We start from the raw sequence: 17,883 nt of genomic DNA on the forward strand, positions 1-17,883 counted from the left end.
TTCATACAACCCGTTTGCATGGATCAGTCAAGGTTCAGGTAAAACAATCTTTTATATTCAAAAAACAAGGCCTTCCACAATAAAAAATAAGGTATCGTTTAATACATTGCACATTCTAATCCAATGTGTTTTTATTAATCGTATAATTCGTTAGATTTGAAAAGTTAATGCCTTAGTTTTCGTAAAACAATGCGTTGGATTATCGCTAACAGTGGGGTTGTACGATTCATACAACCCCAATACTACACCATATTATTTACCAAAGGTATACCTTTGGTAAATAATATATAAACCTTGTATTTATCTTTTGTAGACAACCTAGTAATAATAGGTTAATATGAGAAAAGAAATTACTTTCTATAGGGGAGGAATTACAATGCATTTAAAAGTAGGTAATGACAATGGGAATTCTGAACAAGATATCATCATTGAGGGAGAGTTATTTAAACAACCAAATGTGTATTCTCTGGTTTTAAAAGCACCTTGGAGTGATGATACTAAGCCGGAAAGTTTAATCCCAAATATCATGAAAAATTTAGTTGTAAGTATTGAGTCACCAGCTACTTCAATGAGCAGCGCAACATATTACATAGGTGAGTTCGCATTAAAAAGCGGAGAGCCATTAACCACATTTAACGTGGGAATTGAGAAAAAACATACTTCAGATCTTCCGATTATCAATACTTTAGGTGTAATTGCCGGGTATGCAGTAAAAAGAACATATGAGGAAGATAAACAAATTCCAGAAGTGATTAATTTGACTGTTGATATGTCAACGGCTTTACCAATTGATGATTGGGATAGAGATACATCACAAACATTCATTGATCGTTTCACTAAAGGGGAGCATAGAGTTTCTGTTTATTTAGGAAGTACAAGCGTATTAGTCCGAATTAAATTTGAAGCAATCTACGTTATGCCAGAGGGAACACCTGTTATTTTTGCTTTACAGAAGAACTTTAAAGATGAAGGAAACGTGTGGAGAAGCGATTCGATTTTTGAAGACTTTAATAAAAAATATGATGTAGCAATCGATGGATCATATTTTAAAAATATTAAAGCCGCACACGTGGATATCGGGGATGGCACTACTGACTTGCCGATTACAGAAGGGTTAAAGTTCCTTACAACCTATAAAAAAGGAATTAATAAAGGAGTAGGGCACGCTATTCAAACTGCAATTTCTCCGTTTGAAAAAGATACCGGCCTTATTAATATCGAGAGACAAGAGTATTCAGAGATTTTAAAGGATAAAAAACATAAGTACCATCAGGATGCAACAAAGTATTTCATGATCGGTAAGATACAACAATCTAAAGAAATTGCTGGAGAATTATTGAAGCAGTTGAACAAAGTAAGAAACGATGTTGATGTAATCCTTGTGTACGGAGGTGGAAGCATAGCCATGCGTGACGCTCTGTATAACATTTTAGAGCAAACAGCTGAGGGAGCTCGTACAAAATTATTTTATGTTCCCCAAGAACATGCAGTTACACTAAACGCAGAAGGACTGTACTTGTTTGTAACCAGTAAGATCTTTGCAAACTATAAGAAGCAACTAAAGGAAAAAGTTAAGAATTAAGAAAAGGGGGAGTAGTGTTGTCTAAGAAAGTAAGAAAGCCTAAGGAAGCGGGAGGCATTGTTACCTGGAAACTCAAACAAAATGAACCCCAACTTATTCTTGACTGGCTAAATCAACAAGACAATGTAATGGACTCCCTACGGTTCCTGGTAGAACAAGAGATTGTTACAAATGGGATTAGGAATATGCAATTGCATATTCCTTCATCCCGATCTCTAGAACATTACAATGTCAGTGAACAAATACCAAATGCTTATATCTCTAAACCTCAAGAAGGTATGAGAAAAGAAGGTAAAGAGCCAATTCAAGAGAGAGGTACTGAAGAACCGGCACGCGAGGTTGCAGCACCAAAAGATGAAAGGCCAGAAGAATCACACAGTAAAATGACTAGCAACAAAGAACCAAAACCAATTGAAACTTTACCCCAAGTTAAAAAGCAAGATACTGAACAACCAGAACCCGTTGTACTAACTAAAGAAAAAGAGACCGCTAAAACAGAAGAGGACGGACCGTCCTTTGATGAAGAGAGCTGGTTAGATTTTTAACAAAGTCCAATCTTAAATGATTTGGGCTTTTTATTATATAGGGGACGGACTAAGTAAATAAATGACGTACAGTACGCCTTTATCACACATCTAAAAGAGATTAAAGACTAATCTGTTCCCGAATGTCAGGGGATTAAAGATCTCTATCCATTCGATCTAATATTACTTTAATTGCATTAGCAAATTGGCCCGACTTAACTTTTTCAATAAAATCACAATAAAGAATGGTAAGCAGCTTTTCTACTGTAAAATCGTGTGATGGGTACTGTGTAGCAAGGTCTTGCAGTAATACTTCACCCCTTAAGATCAGCTTTCTTTTCGCTGCAAAACGTAATAAGATGGCATCCAGGGGTTTCTCTGTTGTTAATACATCATAGGGTTCATCCTGAAGGGTAGTTAGGTTTGTTCTGTATTTGATAACTTTTTTAACAATAGGTTTGGTTGAATAGGTATTGCTCTCTGACAGTAGGCGGTAAACATCATTTAACTGTCTATGTCTAATTTCCTTTAAAAAATCTGTATATAACCAGCCTAATAAATGTATTGAAGTAAAATCTTCTTCCATCTCATCAGCTACGTCAGAGCAGAATATTTCACCCCGTAAATAGATTGATTTTGGAATCTCAACAGACAAGATAACATTTGTATTTTTCGTCATGCTGCTTAAGGCTTTGCGGATTAAGCTATTTTCATACATGTTTTGCATTTCTTGGCCGAGTATATTCTTTGCACTAAATTCCTTCACTTAAACTAACCTCGCTTTCGAACATTAGTTGGTTAAAAAAGATCCTGTGAGCCGCTTTTCTTACACTACAATCCCACTCAATTGCTAATTTGAAAATCTGATTATAAATTTCCTTCTGAACTTTGGCATGAACGATTATTTCAGAATCCTCATAACGGAACTGTTGAAAATTGCAATGACGAAGCCCTTTAGTCAAAATTGTGGTTCCAATATACGTTAATGATTTGTTTTGTTTATTTCCTAATAATCTAAGCCTTCCTTTAAGTTCATGGCTTATAGGAATTCTGATATCATGCTTGGCATCTATTCGCTTTTTCCTTTTTTGTGTTGGAGGTTGATCTAGCTGCTGAGAATTTCTTAATACCGGGCGAGTGGTTTTAAACATCGGATTCAAACTGCTGGACATATACTTCCCCCTTAATTCTGGTTTTCAATTGAGGATTATCTCTGGGTTGGTTGGTCAGTTGGTCATAAAAATATATGAAGGGAGGGGGGCTTGTATGTATAAATCATGTAAACCTGGAGAGGATGTGATTAACGATTAAAGGTAGGAGTGAGGGAAATGAGCAACACAAAATCTGGAGTGAACAAGAAGGATCTAAAAAGCTTTGGCCAAAAGGCTAAAAAAAGCAATGCATTTAAAGAAATAAAAACATCAATAAAAGGTAAGTAAAAGGTATACCTTGTATATATATATTTTTATGGTTGATATTATATAAATCTTTTATTGACCAAAGGTATATATCTACCATAAACAAATGAATAAAAAAGAACAGAATTACTTCAATCCACAGTTTTAAAGTTTAACTTTAAATGTACTGGAAATCGAACTCATACTCGGGTATGAAATACCAATCTCGAATAATAAATGAAAGCACGGGCCGACATAGTTAAAGTATGTCGGTCCGTGTGTGTCACTCCGACCGACACACTATGTTGTATGAAGTTCCTTATCAATACTGTAAAAAATGAAGTCTTATGTTATTATTAAAAGCTCAACTTTTACTAGTTCGGCGTAGTGTAAAATAAGCATTTTTAAATACTGTAAAAAAAGACTATTTTCATGAAAAGAGAACGACCGTCTTTAAGAAAATAAGAGTCGACTAAATAACTCCTTAAAGGTGTGTTTTTATTAAATTGACACTCTTTTAAAACTGTTTATAATTGGAATTGTAGAATTAAATAATGAGACTGAATGAATCAGCGAGCGAATCCTTTCTAAAGGGTTTGTTCGCTTTTTTTTGTTAGAGGGGGGTAATTCTTATATTTTTAACGGTACGGAGTAGTAAGAGAGGGATACATTTCAAATCATCTGAATTAGAGCTTCTTGCCCATTTGGAACAGCACCGTTTACTTACTACCAAACAGATCACTCGTTATTTGCAAGCAAAGGAACCCTATCATACCGATTCGGTATTAAGACGTCTTCGCAAGTTTACAAAGTACAAAATCCTCATTAAATACCAACACACTTTTGCAGTAAGAGGATTTAATTTCTCATTTAATTATTACCGATTAGGTAAGAAAGGTGCAGAAATACTGGTTAGTGAGGGATATTTGCCAGTAGACTTTAATACCGGCTCTGTTGCTCTTGCTAAAAAAGGAAATCCTATTCATTATTTAGCAGCCCAAGAAATTGTAAGTCATACTCTTGAAAAAAATCACAATAAGTTTGCAATTGAATCGATAAATCCTTTTTATACCAAATATTTCGATTCAGATTATCCGCAGAAAAGTAAGTTGTTAGTTTCTCCGGACTGGATCTTAAAAAAGGACAATATGTATATCAATTTGGAAATCGATAACAACACTGAGACTCTGGGTGTTCTGGAAGAAAAGGTATCCAGGTATCTAAAACTGAACAAACAGGATCAAAACAAACATACAGTAATGATTTGCTTTGTCGATGAATCTTTTCATACAACCAAGCGGCCACAGAAAAGAATCAAAAACTTAAAAAACAAATTATTAAAGGGAGAAATAAGCGCGAATTTGAACTGTCTAATACTCCCTTTGGAGAGGTCTTATAGCAGGCCATATCAGCTAATGAATGATTTGCCATTTGATTCATCTAATCGAAGAATGTACATGGAAGAAGTGCTTTTGGAAACACTTAAGAGGCAGAGCAAGGTTCACTATCCATTTGAATGTGATCAGTTGGCGGATGAGGAACAAATATTGTCCTACATAGAAAAGGAATATGGAGCTCGTCCCGATCTCCTGTATAAAGAAATCACAGCACAGGGAGTAAGGATATATCGAATGGGGATGATGATGCGCGAGGGAGATATTTATTGCCTCTATAAATTAAAATTGTTCTCCAGGCTAATAAATGAGAATAGTTTTTTGGACCACTTAGGAATAAAGATTGCGGGTATGTATGCTTGTTATTCTACGAAAGACGAATTATTGCATGATATTTTAGGTGACCCGCTTCCCTTTGTTGAATTTACTGCGCTTGAAGAAATTAGCTCTTGGAACAACCCCCCAAAGTTTTATACTTACAACGCTAATAAAGAAATGGAGGGGTTTGTGTATGAACGAAAAGTTAAAACGTAACGCTCCTTTGCTCGTCATTACTATGCTTTTTGCAATATCAGTCTGGTTTTTATTGAGAGCAATGATTAAATATATCCTTCTATTTATGATTCCACAAAATGACTCAATGCCAATACTCCCGCTAATAGGGAACGCTGCTAAAAGATCGCTTGTTGAACTCATAGTATCAACGTTTCTATTTATCGCGGCATGGGCATTAGCAACCCGCATTACTCATTATCAAAAAATACTTTGGAGATGGATATTCTTAGTTAACATGGTGGCGGGTATAACATTTCAATATGGATGGAATGCAACAGCACCGGTTTACTCAAAACTTCTTCCGTATTTCTTTGGGAATATGGAGCGAATTGAGGTTAATACATCTAGCTTTCTAACGCCAGAACTAGTTCAAGTGATTACAGGAAACGTAAGAAACCTCCAGCTACTTATACTGGCTTTACCAGGAATCGCAATTGGTATTGTCCTCCTTTGGCTAGGAAAAATGGTAAGCCAGCACCAAATGGATTTAATTGAACTATTTAAGGAATGGGAATATAAATCGGACAAATTAGGAAACTTCTTTCGACAGCAAGAGAAAGAGAAGTGGCCTGATGTTCAGTTAGGTAAAAGTGAAAGTAACGGAGAAATGGTAGTTTTAAAAGGGAAAGACAGAGCTCTGAATAAACTGATTGTCGGAAGTATCGGTACTGGTAAAAGTGCTGCCTTAATGCTTCCGATGATCAATCAAGATTTACACCATATGACGCGAATGATCAACTCATTCAAAGCGGACCGTACAGAAGAGGATTATATTAGTCGAGTTCAAGGGATGCACTTAAACGGCATGTCCATTATTGATCCATCTAATGAGCTTTGTAAGGATGTTATGCAGCTGGTAAAAGCTCACCAGATACCTGAAGAATCCGTTTTCTATATTGATCCGACGAATCCGCATACACCAAGTATAAATCCCATGATGGCCCCCGTGGATAAAGTAGCTGAGATATTTACGGAAGTTATCGCGGGATTAGGTGAATCTTCCGATTATTTCTTTGAACAAAGCCAGCGGGTTCACTTGAAGCATTACATTTACCTATGTAAATTACATGAACCTGGAAAAGAAGTCACTTTTGATGATTTAATTGATATGTATAACGATCCGCAGCTCGTTTACCTTATGCATTTACAGTTAAAGAAGCAGCTGCCAACCAACATTTCAGAAATTGAGGATAGAGACGAACGTAATCATTGGAAGATTGTAAAAGGTATCTCTGATTGGTTCGAGGCAAGTATTGGAGTTGAGACAGTACGAAAAGGGCCAATGGAAGTCCCGCTCTTTATTGAAGATGAAAGCAGTCTATATTTTAAGGATCCAAAAGTATATGACAAGAAAGCAGAACATGTCGTGGGTTTGCGTAACATTCTAAACGACATGGCCGCGAATATCCTTTTACGTCGCGTCCTGTTCGGAAGATCAGACTTTGATTTTGATAAACATCTAGAGTACGGAGGAATCCTCCTTCTAAATACCGCTCTTGGTGAACTAAGCGCATTATCATCTGTTCTAGGTAAGTTTGTATTATTGTCTTTACAAAATGCCGTATTCAGAAGAACACCAAAAACATCAGCTTATCATCCCATCTACGTGGATGAATTCCCAGAGTACATTAACCGGCAATTCGCTAGTTTCCCGGCCCAAAGTCGTAAATATAAGGTTATCGTAACAGTTGCTACTCAAACCCTGGCTCAGTTGCAGCTTAAGTATGGAGCAGACTTTATGCAAACCTTACTTGGTACGCTTAGAAACAAATTCGTTTACGGTGATGCGAACGAACATGACTCTAAGTTGTTTTCCTCCATCTTTGGAGAGAAGATTACGTATACGGAAGCGGAGTCTGAACAACAAGTATCTGCTCTCTTCGATTCACCGAGCAGAAGGGGAGGCAGCTCGTATACGCAGACTAAAGAAGCCATACTTTCTCAAAATGATTTAATTTACTTAAAAGAGTTCCGATGCGCGGTGAAAATTGTTTCTGATAACCGCCCTATGCCAGTGCAAGTGATTAAGGCGAACTTTGTTCCTCAAGAAGAATTTGAGGAAGCTAAAGTGGAAGTCAACTACGAGGCTGGCCAACATTGGCTCTCTATCCGTAATGCCGGCTTACAAGGGGACCGGCAGCAAGATATCTTAATCGATCCTATACCAACAGAACAAGATATCATTGATGCCTGGATGATTGACACTTCTCTTGAGCAACAGCAAGAAGAGAAAAAGGAAGAGACTGTAGTTGAAGTGATTGACGGTAAAATTCAGATTCTACCATTACGTGACCCTGATCAAACCAAGCCAAGTAGCGAGATAAAAATCGGGGAAACAAAAGTAGTCAAAGGAAAGGCTCAAATAAACGATAATATGGTTCCATTGTTTAGGGTAGAAATAGAGGAATTTACTAGAGCTCCAGTGCATGTAGAGATAGAACAAGCCCCTGCAATCGAAGATGATCCTGTAGAGGACGATGATACTTTTGTTCCTGTATTTAATCCCAATTCAGTGATAAATGAGTCTGCTACTCGACACACGCACATGGATCTCCAAGAAGAAGAGGATGAGGAAGAAGATATAGTTGATTTCTTTGTTGCAGCTAATCGATTAAAAAGTGATTTGTCCCAAAATGATGAGAAACAAGTTAGAAGAAGTGACCTTACAGGTTCAAAGAGTCATAGTATTGCTGAAGAATTAAGCAAGCATCTAGAAAATGATTAACCAAAAAAGCGACAGTTGTCGCTCTTTTGGTTTAGCTACTATTACAGCAAACTTATTAATCACTCTATTATCCTCCTTAACTGGTAAATATAGAGATTAACAATATTTTCTATTTTCACTATTGAGTCATTAAAAGTTCATATATTTAATGAAACGAGTAAGCAAATATTGAGATGATGTATAACATTATTTTTATATAGAATATTTTCACTAATTGGTATAGAATTACAGTTGGATAATGACACAAGGGGGATAAAAAATTGAATAAAATCAAGCAAACACTTGTAGCAGCAACCGTTTTAACTTCAATGCTAGTCTCAAGCACGCCTACAACGGCAGCCACTAAAACTACATCCGTCCATTTTATTGATGTAGGGCAGGGGGATTCCAGCTACATAAAAACTGCAAATGGTGATGATATCATCATTGACGGCGGGAATAAAGATGGCAGCGATGTAGTTGCTTATCTAAAAAAACAGAAGGTAAAAGATATTGAGGTGATGGTGGCCACTCATCCGGATGCCGATCATATTGGTGGCTTAGATGAAGTGTTAAAGGCTTTCAAAGTTAAATCGGTTTACGCTCCTAAGATCTCTCATACTACCATAGCCTATAAAGAATTCCTTACGGCCGTTAAGAAGGAAGGCGTAAAAATTAAAACCGCTTCAAAAGGAGTTAAGGTGTCGCTTAAGGGCGTTTCCGCTACATTCGTTGCTCCTGTTAAATCCTACAGTAAGAGTGATTTAAATAACTGGAGTGCAGTTTTACGCTTAGTCCACGGGAAAAAATCCTTTTTGTTTACTGGTGACGCAGAATTTAAATCTGAAACAGATATGATCGCTTCTAAGCAAACCCTACAATCTACTGTTTTGAAAGTCGGACACCATGGAGCCAAAACGTCTACAAGCTCCGCCTTTGTGAAGGCTGTAAAGCCCCAATACGCGGTAATTAGTGTAGGAGCGAGGAATAACTATGGTCATCCAACAAAAGACGTACTGAACCGCTTAAAATCAGCTAAAATTTATCGAACGGATCAGAAGGGTAGCATTGTGTTTACAACAAACGGATCCTCAATGTCTGTGAAAACCCAAAGGTAATGGCCGGGATTAAAGGGATAATAGATCGATTTGAAGGGGAGTACGTCGTTGTAGAAATCAATGGGTATACAAAAGACTATTTACGTTCTACATTTCCTAAACAGGCGAAACCCGGGGACGTTGTTTTTATTGAAAAGGATAAAGTAACGATTGATAATAATGAAACAGATAAGCTGCGGAAAGAAATTGAAGACTTAATGGATGATGTTTGGGATGATTGATTAGCAAAACAAAAGACACTACCAAATGGCAGTGTCTTTTGTTTTCAGATTAAACCCTACTAAATATACGGATCATAACGAACGTTTGTTGTCGAGCATGCAGCTAAAGGATTCTTTTAGATCCTATGTACAGATAAGCTCATACCAAAGTGGAAAGCGGAGAGGAAAACCTAGGCGATAAAGAGTTTTTTTGTTACATTAAGGTTATTGGAATTAAATTACATCTATGTCCATCTCTCAAAACCTATACTGATAAGTAAGAGGGGAAAACAATGAATTTATTATCCATAGAAGAAAGAGATCAAATGCTTTCTAAGTTAAATGAACAACAAAAGCATTTTCTTTTAGAGAGAGTAAAACGAGGCAAAAAAACCGTGTTTGCTAACGAAATGGCTTTAGATAAGGGATATTTCATACCGGATAACGCTGAGATTGAAGAAATTGAACATTTATTGGATGAATGGATTCTTGAAGACTATATCGACAACGGATTTATAAATTTGGAGACACCTTGTGAATGTGGCCGGCCATTAAGATATCAATATATCGTAAAACATAAACTGACAGGTGATATAAGGCGTTTTGGTATTACGCATTTTGAAGAACACACTGGAATAAGAGCAGAAGTAGTCAAGGCCATAAAAAGTGGTTTTTCAAAGATCGATTATGAAATGGACGAGCTCCTTGAAAAATTACAAAAGGGATGGTCTTTAAACCAGGAGATACAACTGCCAACGAACTTTATCTTTCCTGCAGACATTCAAGAACATTTGGATGCGGAAATACCCTTACTTAATCGTCAGATCAAGAAGCTTAAACAAAAGCTTCAATCTTATCTAGATGATCAGCTGCTGAAACAGCAGAAAGAGAGAGAGTCATACGAACAGGATTTAACTTCAGAGGATCCCTATTTGAATGAAATAGATCAATTTAGCTTTGAGTTTTTTGAAGAAGATAATAAACAAGATTCCATACAGCGAGAAGCAGTTAGGATCCAGGAGTTCTCTATTTCATTTGGTTACCAAGAGGCAATTCGATCCTATCTAGAAAAGGGTATAACCAGTACGAGAATACTATGTGAACTCTTAATAAAGGAACATCACGCTCCTAAGGATCGTTATATATCGGGCAAACCAAAAATTTATTCTGAAGTTTGTTTTTACCTGGAGTCTCTTTGTTCACTCGGAGAAGTAAAATTTATCTCTAAAAAAGATCAAGAGGACCGATTGTATTCAATGAAGGTTAGTACACAACACCTAATCAATTAAAAGGAGAGATGTCATGAAGGGCACAGGAATAGTTAGAAAAGTTGATGAGCTTGGTAGAATTGTAATACCTATTGAGTTAAGAAGAGTATTAGACATCGAAATTAAAGACGCAATGGAAATTTACACTGAAGGGGACCTCATTATTCTTAAGAAACATTCCCCAGAAAATGCCTGTGTTATTACGGGTGAAATTAATCCTCAAAACAAGGAGTACGGTATTGGAGGGAGGAGTTTCGTATTAAGCCCTAAAGGTGCTGAGATATTGCTTCAAGAAATTCAAAACCAAACTGATAATGTACCGGTGAGTAAGTAACAAAAACCCCTTAACTCTTTATGTTAAGGGGCCATTTACTTTTTTTAGAGCTTTCTTAATTTTATTAAAGGATTCTTGTAATTCAATAACATCTGCATAACGGTTCTTCAAATTGCTTTATTTATAAATTGGTCTAGAGCTGAATTCTGAAAGGATACAGTGGTAGTTTTACCGATGAAAATAAATGAGATTAATCTTGTTAAAGCTTAAACCTCATGCCTAATTTCATACTGATCAATATATGTAAGAAAATTTATTTTGACAAAAAACGCCAAATCATTTACTTTAAAGGTAAGTAAATATTGAGATCGGGATTACGGAATGACTCCGAATCTATGAAAGCAAATGCGCTGCAGCTGCTTTCTAGGTTCGGAGTTTTTTTGTTTTCTCAACAGTAAAGGAGGCCTGGATGAGAATTAGTCAATTGATCCTCAAACCTAAGAAGGTTTGCCCTTATATCGTTAAATCGACCAAATACACATTATCTTGGAGGAAATAAGCATGGCAACTTGGACTAGTGCTGATCTTGAGAGATTAGCGGAAATTAAACGTAATGGAGAAATTACAAGCGGGATTATCCGCTCTGTTGGTAAACTGCAAATGCCTGTTGAGGAAAACGGACAAATGGTTTCCAAAAGGGTGGAGGTAGCTGTATTTGAGCTTGGAGGCGGTGTTAAAGGCTATTGTCCGGTTCAAGAGTTCTCAAAATACGAGCATCGTTCGCTTATCGGCTTTGTTGGTACACGCCAGGAAGTTACCATTAAACAACTGCATCTCGATCACCAGGTTGCCATTGTCTCTGTGAAAGAAGCGGATCACCAGCGCAAAAGTGTGCTCTGGCACAAAATTAAGGAACTTAAGGAACAAGGAACTCTGAATGATCAGCAGTTTACAGCTAAAATTACTGGTTACAACGAAGAAAAGCAATACATTTACGTCAAGGTTGAGGGTGCAACAGCCTTCATGTTCAGAAATGATTGGAATCATGAGCGTACATATAATGTTGCTGATGTGGCGCAGCGTAACTTGGAAATTCCCATTAAGATCTCTCGATTTGATGAAGAAACGGGTAAGATTCAAGTATCACGTAAAGCCGCGATTGAGGACAATTTCCGCGCTTTGATGGAACAGTATGAGAACATGGAACGCTTTGTCGGTCGGGTTCAAAACGTTCATGCCATTCACGGGATTTTCATTCAGTTGGACAAAGGTGTAGTTGTTAAAGGAGAAAAGCCTTCTTCTATTCCTTCACCGCGGCCTAATGACATCGTGAGCTGCCGGTTAAAAGGTGTTGATTATAAGAAACGAACAGCACGCGTCGTAATAACCGGTTACCCAGAAGGACAGAAGGAAAGAGTAGATCCAGGTGCGTTCCTCTATCAGTGATTTTAATCTCGATTCACAGAGAGATGATAACAAAGAAAGCATTGACTTCCCCTATTTTTATAACCAAAAAGGGGAGGTTCCCATTTGGGACAATCCAACAGTAAACGGAGGGATACGACGCCCTTCCGTTTATAAACCGACCACCACCTTAAGCGGGGTCATAACAAATATCCAGCGTGGATACTTTAAGGAAGATGATCTAACGCTGCTTAAAGTCCTTGGAGACTCTATGTGTTCTAACGAGAACCAGCTTAGACGATACATGTCGCGAAAAATGAGTGCATCTAAGGTTTCGCAAAAACTAAAAAGATTCAGAGAGCAAGGTTTGGCTGACCGGTGGACGATTCTTAATGATCTGCAGCCGGAGTATAAGCCACCCGCTCCTTGGACTATAGGTGTTTCAGGATATACACTTCTAAAGCACATTAACAATATGGACTTTGTAATGGCCCCTGAACGGTGGAATAGCATTAAAGCTATTCAACGTTTTGTGGCCATGAATGAAATCCGATGCCAGCTGGCAGAACAGCGAGTGTTAAGAAATTGGGTATGGAATGCGGTGATTGCTAATAACCCACATCTTACTCGACCGCTAGGCGTGGCAGAAGTGGAAACACCTAGTGGAAGGATTAACTTCGTTATTGAGCGGGTGCAGCAAGCAAAGGATTTTTACACTTTTCTTGATAACAAACTTCAAAAATGGGTACCAGTATACGATAAATTTAAGTTTTTCCCAATTAAACGAATGAATGAGAACCAGACCATTGTTGTTTTATATTGTTCGACCAAAACGTTAGCACAAGAAATTCAAAAGTCTCTTCAGTTACATAAGTATCCCTATACCATTTGGTTATGTGTAGAAGAAAATCTTATGGATTCAGGTATTGGTAAAGGATTTTATTTACCTACAGAAAAGGGCTTAAAGCGTATTGATTTAGGGTTCCTTGATAAGGTAGAACCGCTAGAACAGTAGCTTAAGACAATTTTTGAAGTATTCATCCCACACCTGAAGGAGTGGGCTTTCCCGTTCGGAAAATCTGTAATTTTTGTGGAAAACCCCTGCCAGGCATAACCTAGTAGGGGTTTTTATTTTCTAAGGAAGCGGTGGACTATGAAAAGAATACTTCTGGCCATTGGTCGAGATGATTTTAATAAGATTGTAAAGCAGCAGCTGGAATCCCATCAGGATTTTTCTGTTATCGATACGATGGTCTATCATATCAATTTTTTACCACAAATGGTTGAGGAATTTAAACCTGATATCGTCATTGGCCATGATAGCTTTCTTCCTTCAGAACATTTTGAATCTCTAGAGAGGGAACTAGAATGGTTAAAGACCGTTGAGTTCATTCGACGGAAGTATGATGATGAGATACGATTCGTATTCTTCTGTGAAAGAGAAAAGGGAGACCCCTTCTTAAGTGAATTGATTAGTCGGAACGTCCTTGATATTTTTAACGAAAATGGAATAGATACGGTTCAATTGATCGACCAGTTGAACGATCGGCCGCGTTATTCTAATGTATCCAGACTGACTATTGAGAATTCGGATTATAAGCAGCTGATCAATTCCAGGCTAAAAGATGAAATACCTCAACATGAACACGAAGAGCCTGAGATTTTGGACAGGTCTTCAGCAGAGGTAACTCCAGAAATCGGGGATGAAATTAACTTTTCCGATGATAAGCCTGAGAAGAAAGAAAAGCCCAAGAAGGTAGTCGTTCAGAAAATTGTTAAGAAAGAAGTCATACAAAAGGTCGTCAACAAGAATGTCATTAAGCGAGATATTAAAGTAAACATTACTCCTGAAGTTGAGAAAATCATTGGTGTTCCCGTAACACAAAAATTAATCCTTATTGGAAGCCCCTATCCTAGGGCCGGCACATCATTTATCGCACACTTACTCGCAAAGGCAATAGGGCAGCGGAATGTAGGAGTAAGTTATATAGAGTCTCCGTATATCTCTCCTTACACCTATGACCGGTTTCTTGGAATGGATAATGCCAGAAACTATAAGAGCCCATATCATCATAGTGATGAAGAAAACGAATGGATTACAACTAAAGAATGCCGATGGATCGAAGGGAATAATCACTGGGTAGTAAAACATCCCAGTTATGAAAAAGCCTATTCTGAAGACAAGGTACCTTTAGAAGCAATGATTCGGTTATTTTACTTGTTGCGATCCACGCCTATTCAAATCCTCGATGTAGGTAGCAAATGGCAGTCTCACGTGATACAGGAACTTGTTAAAATGGCCGACCATTTATTCTTTGTGGTGGATCCGGATTTATGTAGAGTAGAAGAAATATACGAAAATCCAATATTTCATCAGATCATAAAAAATGACATTACTACTGTAGTTGGGAATCACTTTACTCGAAATATCGAAAGAAATGAGGCCATCCAGGAATACTATGGTGAAGTGTGCAGCTTTCCAACTTTTGATTCTGATGATTGCTTTGAAGCTCAATACAAAGGAAATACACTTTTTGAACAAAGATCTATTCGTAAGTCTATTGAAAGTTATTTAAATCCTTTGATTGAACGTATATTACCAGGTGAGCTGAATCACCATAAAAAGGGACTACTGAAGAGCTTTTTAAATAAATCTATATCTGTTACAACAAATTATTAAAGACCTTCCCTTTTTAGGGAAGGTCTTAAAATTAGCATTCAATAAGTATAATTTTTACTAAAATTAAATTATGTGTCATTTATTGTATTATTTTACCTTTAAAAAATAACAGAACATTCCCTTAAATTTAGGTATAATTGTAAAATGAATAATATTTCCTTTGGGGAAATAGTCACTATTTCAAACTATTTTTTGAGAAAATAACAAAAAAGAAGATTAGACCTCTCGAACTGAGTTATTTTATTATAAAATACACGGTTTGAAAGGAAGCTTGAGATGTTAGCGACTAGGGAGAAGATGATAAAATTGACTCGAAATAAAGTAGAATATTTCTACAAACGAACATTCCAATACTTTACAGAAAGAGAAGTAATGGAAGTTAGATATATAGTGAAACAAACAACAGATGGAAGATTACATCATGAAAAGCGAAAAGTAATTAAATCAGAAATTAATTATGTTCCACGTTCAAAATTCTCCGAAAAAGATTTTAAATCTTTAGAAGTTGAACCGTTAACTACCCAATTCCCTTTATCCCTTGAACAATTAGAAAGAGTAATAGAAAAAGGATCATTATTTGATGAAAGGATCATAAGCATTTTTAAATAAATCAGACACTCGTGGCCTGGTTTTTTTAAATTATTTAAGTCTGCTATCAGCCCACTTATTTTTTATTAATTTGGATAATTTGTAATGGATATCTGTAATGCGATTGCTTACAATGTAGTATCTGGTGGTAAACACTAATGCCTCCAGCTCAAAAAACTCCTTTTTCGCGCCTGGATCATTATTGACCGAGATACAGAAATCCACGAAAGGATACAGAGTTGGTCGTGGTAAGAAGATTTACCTTCAAAAAAATGTTATAATAAGGACATGATAAAGAAAGTGAAACGAAAATATGATAATTGATGCTGTCACCAAAAGAAGAGTAGATGTATATTTTCGAGAAGTCACCAAAGAAGAAATAAGAGCTAATAAATATAATAAACGCGGCGGCTGGGCTTTTAATTGGTTAACCCCACTTAAAGATGGTTTTAGAGTATTCGCCCTTATAACAGAAACAGAACCAGAAGTGGCTCAAGGATTAATTGCAATGCGCGCACTGCATGATCCAGACTTCAATTGCGTTCATCTTGAAAACATTGAAGCCGCTCCACAAAATAAACGCTTTCTTGGCCCAAAGGGTTTTAACAACGCTCAACGTTATGAGAACGTAGGAAAGTGTTTGGTTGCTTTTGCCTGCCAGTACAGTTTAGACCAAGGCTTAGAAGGATATGTAGAACTTATAGCGAAGAATTCAGTATTACAATTTTACTCTGATTTAGGTGGGATTCCTTTCGGGAGAAAAGTAATTTTCGATGAAAGAGGTGCCCTTAGATTGATAAGAAAACATTTTCCAGGAGGTGCTAAGTTATGGCGAAAATCCAAGATTTAATATTACCGTCTAAGAAAGGGTACACTGTAAAAAAGGTGAGTGACAATATGACTCGTAAAGATTTTGAAAGTGGCTTCCCAGACGGCGTTTATGGCTGGCCAAGTAAACCTGGAGAACCCAGACTTAAAGTAAAAAAGTTATTAACATACTGTAGGAAACATGGTATTGCCCCAAATGATCTATCTGAAGAGGATAGAAAACAATTTTACTCTTATGATTGATTTGTATGATCAAATTCATAAATTTGAGAAATGTTTTCCAAACTGCGTTTATACACTTCTAACAGATCTTAAAAAGCCGCGCTTGAAAGTCAGAGCATTAGCGGAATACTGCATGAAATATGGTAAAGAGCCAGAAAAGCTTACAGAAAAAGAACGACAACAATTTATGATTATTAAATTTAACCGCGGTAGGGAAACCTGCCGCTTTTTATTATGTCTAAAAGGAGAGATTGAACGGCCAACATTTAATGAACAACTATGGAGCTACCTATTGTTATGAGAATAAGTTTTATCAGTTTTTTTGACCATTTTCCTGGTTGTGTTAGTGAATATTTGGCAGGAAGAATACAAACTCATGGATTTGAATGATGAGCCGTAAAACTCAAAATGAAACTAAAACGCCTTAAAGTCTATACCGATATAATTAATACACCAAACATTTATCTAAAAAAGAAGGCTATTTTCGCATAGCCTTCTTTTTTTGTTTAAATTTTAATCTTAATTCTGGAAGGTTTGGTAATGGTCAGTTTTAAAAACAAATTGTTGAAACAAAATACCAATAATGGTATATTTATCATATAGTTTTTTCCATTAAATCTTTATTATTTTGCCTCACTTTGTTGAGAGCTGGTTACGTAGAATCTATAGCAATCTTTTGGATTGATTTTTATACACACGTTTTACGTGTGTATTTAAAAACACTCTGAGAGGTTGCTTTTTTGCGTTTTCTGCAAAATTACTTTTAAGGGGAGATTTCATGTTTAAGAAAATGATCAATCGAAGAAAGTTTGTAGATGCTCGTGATATCAAAACGGGGAAGGTTTATCAATTTGATTGTAGAACCTCAGACTATGTTAGAGCGTTTAGGGAAGCTTATACTTTCGTTAAATCATTAGAGAAAGAGCTTGATACTACATTGGTATGGAGATTTAAAGGTGAAGAGCTATATCGCTTCGGAGCAGATGCTTATATACCTGTAACTCTAACCATGAAGCTCAGAAGCTTTTTTAATGATTTATTTGAATTAGGAGCTTAATTTTATCATTCACAACTGATTAGAGAGTGAGCCATTATTTTGGGATAACCCCGAAGTAATGGCTTTTTTTATTTTAGAGATGAGGAGA

At 36.7% G+C, this 17,883-nt stretch carries 18 protein-coding genes; 16 read left to right on the forward strand and 2 right to left on the reverse strand.

Features of this window, described 5'->3' with window-relative positions:
- Positions 1–376 precede the first annotated feature (376 nt).
- Positions 377–1,582 (forward strand): ParM/StbA family protein, encoded by a 1,206-nt coding sequence (locus tag LCY76_RS23470; RefSeq protein ID WP_248254911.1) that lies wholly within the window; start codon positions 377–379, stop codon positions 1,580–1,582.
- A 17-nt stretch (positions 1,583–1,599) separates the two neighbouring features.
- Entirely contained in the window at positions 1,600–2,127 is a 528-nt protein-coding gene (locus LCY76_RS23475) for a hypothetical protein (protein WP_248254912.1), read from the forward strand.
- Positions 2,128–2,260: 133 nt separating this feature from the next.
- Here the strand turns inward: LCY76_RS23475 and LCY76_RS23480 are convergent, their stop codons facing one another.
- Together LCY76_RS23480 and LCY76_RS23485 are read right to left on the reverse strand one after the other, a co-directional pair.
- On the reverse strand, positions 2,261–2,872 hold the full coding sequence (locus tag LCY76_RS23480) for a hypothetical protein (RefSeq protein WP_248254913.1): 612 nt from the start codon (positions 2,870–2,872) through the stop codon (positions 2,261–2,263).
- On the reverse strand, positions 2,859–3,278 hold the full coding sequence (locus LCY76_RS23485; protein WP_248254914.1) for a hypothetical protein: 420 nt from the start codon (positions 3,276–3,278) through the stop codon (positions 2,859–2,861). Before LCY76_RS23485 ends, LCY76_RS23480 begins: the two co-directional genes overlap by 14 nt.
- Positions 3,279–4,207: 929 nt before the next feature.
- On the opposite strand from LCY76_RS23485, the gene LCY76_RS23490 reads away from it, so the two are divergent.
- The 14 genes from LCY76_RS23490 to LCY76_RS23555 all read left to right on the forward strand — a co-directional run bounded on the left by LCY76_RS23490 (position 4,208) and on the right by LCY76_RS23555 (position 17,795).
- A complete protein-coding gene (locus LCY76_RS23490; RefSeq protein ID WP_248254915.1) occupies positions 4,208–5,431 on the forward strand; it encodes a replication-relaxation family protein in 1,224 nt (407 codons plus the stop codon).
- Entirely contained in the window at positions 5,409–8,177 is a 2,769-nt protein-coding gene (locus LCY76_RS23495; RefSeq protein ID WP_248254916.1) for a type IV secretory system conjugative DNA transfer family protein, read from the forward strand. The genes LCY76_RS23490 and LCY76_RS23495 overlap by 23 nt, the downstream gene beginning before the upstream one ends.
- 308 nt (positions 8,178–8,485) lie before the next feature.
- Positions 8,486–9,274, forward strand: coding sequence for a ComEC/Rec2 family competence protein (locus LCY76_RS23500; protein WP_248254965.1), 789 nt, complete (start codon positions 8,486–8,488; stop codon positions 9,272–9,274).
- Positions 9,274–9,495 (forward strand): DUF3006 domain-containing protein, encoded by a 222-nt coding sequence (locus LCY76_RS23505; protein ID WP_248254917.1) that lies wholly within the window; start codon positions 9,274–9,276, stop codon positions 9,493–9,495. The genes LCY76_RS23500 and LCY76_RS23505 overlap by 1 nt, the downstream gene beginning before the upstream one ends.
- 272 nt (positions 9,496–9,767) lie before the next feature.
- Entirely contained in the window at positions 9,768–10,763 is a 996-nt protein-coding gene (locus tag LCY76_RS23510; protein WP_248254918.1) for a DUF3895 domain-containing protein, read from the forward strand.
- 13 nt (positions 10,764–10,776) lie between these two features.
- Positions 10,777–11,076 carry an AbrB/MazE/SpoVT family DNA-binding domain-containing protein gene (locus LCY76_RS23515; protein ID WP_248254919.1) on the forward strand — a complete coding sequence of 100 codons (300 nt, stop codon included), beginning with the start codon at positions 10,777–10,779 and terminating at the stop codon, positions 11,074–11,076.
- A gap of 501 nt (positions 11,077–11,577) precedes the next feature.
- Positions 11,578–12,462, forward strand: a complete 885-nt coding sequence (locus LCY76_RS23520; protein WP_248254920.1) for an RNA-binding protein — start codon at positions 11,578–11,580, stop codon at positions 12,460–12,462.
- Complete coding sequence (locus tag LCY76_RS23525) at positions 12,443–13,435, forward strand: hypothetical protein (protein ID WP_248254921.1); 993 nt, start codon at positions 12,443–12,445, stop codon at positions 13,433–13,435. Before LCY76_RS23520 ends, LCY76_RS23525 begins: the two co-directional genes overlap by 20 nt.
- A 138-nt stretch (positions 13,436–13,573) precedes the next feature.
- Positions 13,574–15,100 (forward strand): hypothetical protein, encoded by a 1,527-nt coding sequence (locus LCY76_RS23530; RefSeq protein WP_248254922.1) that lies wholly within the window; start codon positions 13,574–13,576, stop codon positions 15,098–15,100.
- A 276-nt stretch (positions 15,101–15,376) separates the two neighbouring features.
- Positions 15,377–15,709 carry a hypothetical protein gene (locus LCY76_RS23535; RefSeq protein ID WP_248254923.1) on the forward strand — a complete coding sequence of 111 codons (333 nt, stop codon included), beginning with the start codon at positions 15,377–15,379 and terminating at the stop codon, positions 15,707–15,709.
- A 292-nt stretch (positions 15,710–16,001) separates the two neighbouring features.
- On the forward strand, positions 16,002–16,538 hold the full coding sequence (locus tag LCY76_RS23540) for a hypothetical protein (protein WP_248254924.1): 537 nt from the start codon (positions 16,002–16,004) through the stop codon (positions 16,536–16,538).
- A complete protein-coding gene (locus LCY76_RS23545) occupies positions 16,517–16,759 on the forward strand; it encodes a hypothetical protein (RefSeq protein WP_248254925.1) in 243 nt (80 codons plus the stop codon). The genes LCY76_RS23540 and LCY76_RS23545 overlap by 22 nt, the downstream gene beginning before the upstream one ends.
- A gap of 112 nt (positions 16,760–16,871) precedes the next feature.
- A complete protein-coding gene (locus LCY76_RS23550) occupies positions 16,872–17,039 on the forward strand; it encodes a hypothetical protein (protein WP_248254926.1) in 168 nt (55 codons plus the stop codon).
- Between the two features lie 477 nt (positions 17,040–17,516).
- Positions 17,517–17,795: a DUF6018 family natural product bioysynthesis protein gene (locus tag LCY76_RS23555; RefSeq protein ID WP_248254927.1), complete on the forward strand. Its 279-nt coding sequence runs from the start codon at positions 17,517–17,519 to the stop codon at positions 17,793–17,795.
- Positions 17,796–17,883: the final 88 nt, after the last annotated feature.

The sequence above is a fragment of the Fictibacillus marinisediminis genome (assembly GCF_023149135.1).
GTDB lineage: Bacteria > Bacillota > Bacilli > Bacillales > Fictibacillaceae > Fictibacillus_C > Fictibacillus_C marinisediminis.

Coding starts and splice junctions, on each gene's coding strand:
- LCY76_RS23470 (WP_248254911.1), top strand. CDS start 377: ATGCATTTAAAAGTAGGTAATGACAATGGGAATTCTGAACAAGATATC.
- LCY76_RS23485 (WP_248254914.1), bottom strand. CDS start 3,278: ATGTCCAGCAGTTTGAATCCGATGTTTAAAACCACTCGCCCGGTATTA.
- LCY76_RS23495 (WP_248254916.1), top strand. CDS start 5,409: ATGAACGAAAAGTTAAAACGTAACGCTCCTTTGCTCGTCATTACTATG.
- LCY76_RS23500 (WP_248254965.1), top strand. CDS start 8,486: ATGCTAGTCTCAAGCACGCCTACAACGGCAGCCACTAAAACTACATCC.
- LCY76_RS23505 (WP_248254917.1), top strand. CDS start 9,274: ATGGCCGGGATTAAAGGGATAATAGATCGATTTGAAGGGGAGTACGTC.
- LCY76_RS23510 (WP_248254918.1), top strand. CDS start 9,768: ATGAATTTATTATCCATAGAAGAAAGAGATCAAATGCTTTCTAAGTTA.
- LCY76_RS23515 (WP_248254919.1), top strand. CDS start 10,777: ATGAAGGGCACAGGAATAGTTAGAAAAGTTGATGAGCTTGGTAGAATT.
- LCY76_RS23520 (WP_248254920.1), top strand. CDS start 11,578: ATGGCAACTTGGACTAGTGCTGATCTTGAGAGATTAGCGGAAATTAAA.
- LCY76_RS23530 (WP_248254922.1), top strand. CDS start 13,574: ATGAAAAGAATACTTCTGGCCATTGGTCGAGATGATTTTAATAAGATT.
- LCY76_RS23535 (WP_248254923.1), top strand. CDS start 15,377: ATGTTAGCGACTAGGGAGAAGATGATAAAATTGACTCGAAATAAAGTA.
- LCY76_RS23540 (WP_248254924.1), top strand. CDS start 16,002: ATGATAATTGATGCTGTCACCAAAAGAAGAGTAGATGTATATTTTCGA.
- LCY76_RS23545 (WP_248254925.1), top strand. CDS start 16,517: ATGGCGAAAATCCAAGATTTAATATTACCGTCTAAGAAAGGGTACACT.
- LCY76_RS23550 (WP_248254926.1), top strand. CDS start 16,872: ATGAAATATGGTAAAGAGCCAGAAAAGCTTACAGAAAAAGAACGACAA.
- LCY76_RS23555 (WP_248254927.1), top strand. CDS start 17,517: ATGTTTAAGAAAATGATCAATCGAAGAAAGTTTGTAGATGCTCGTGAT.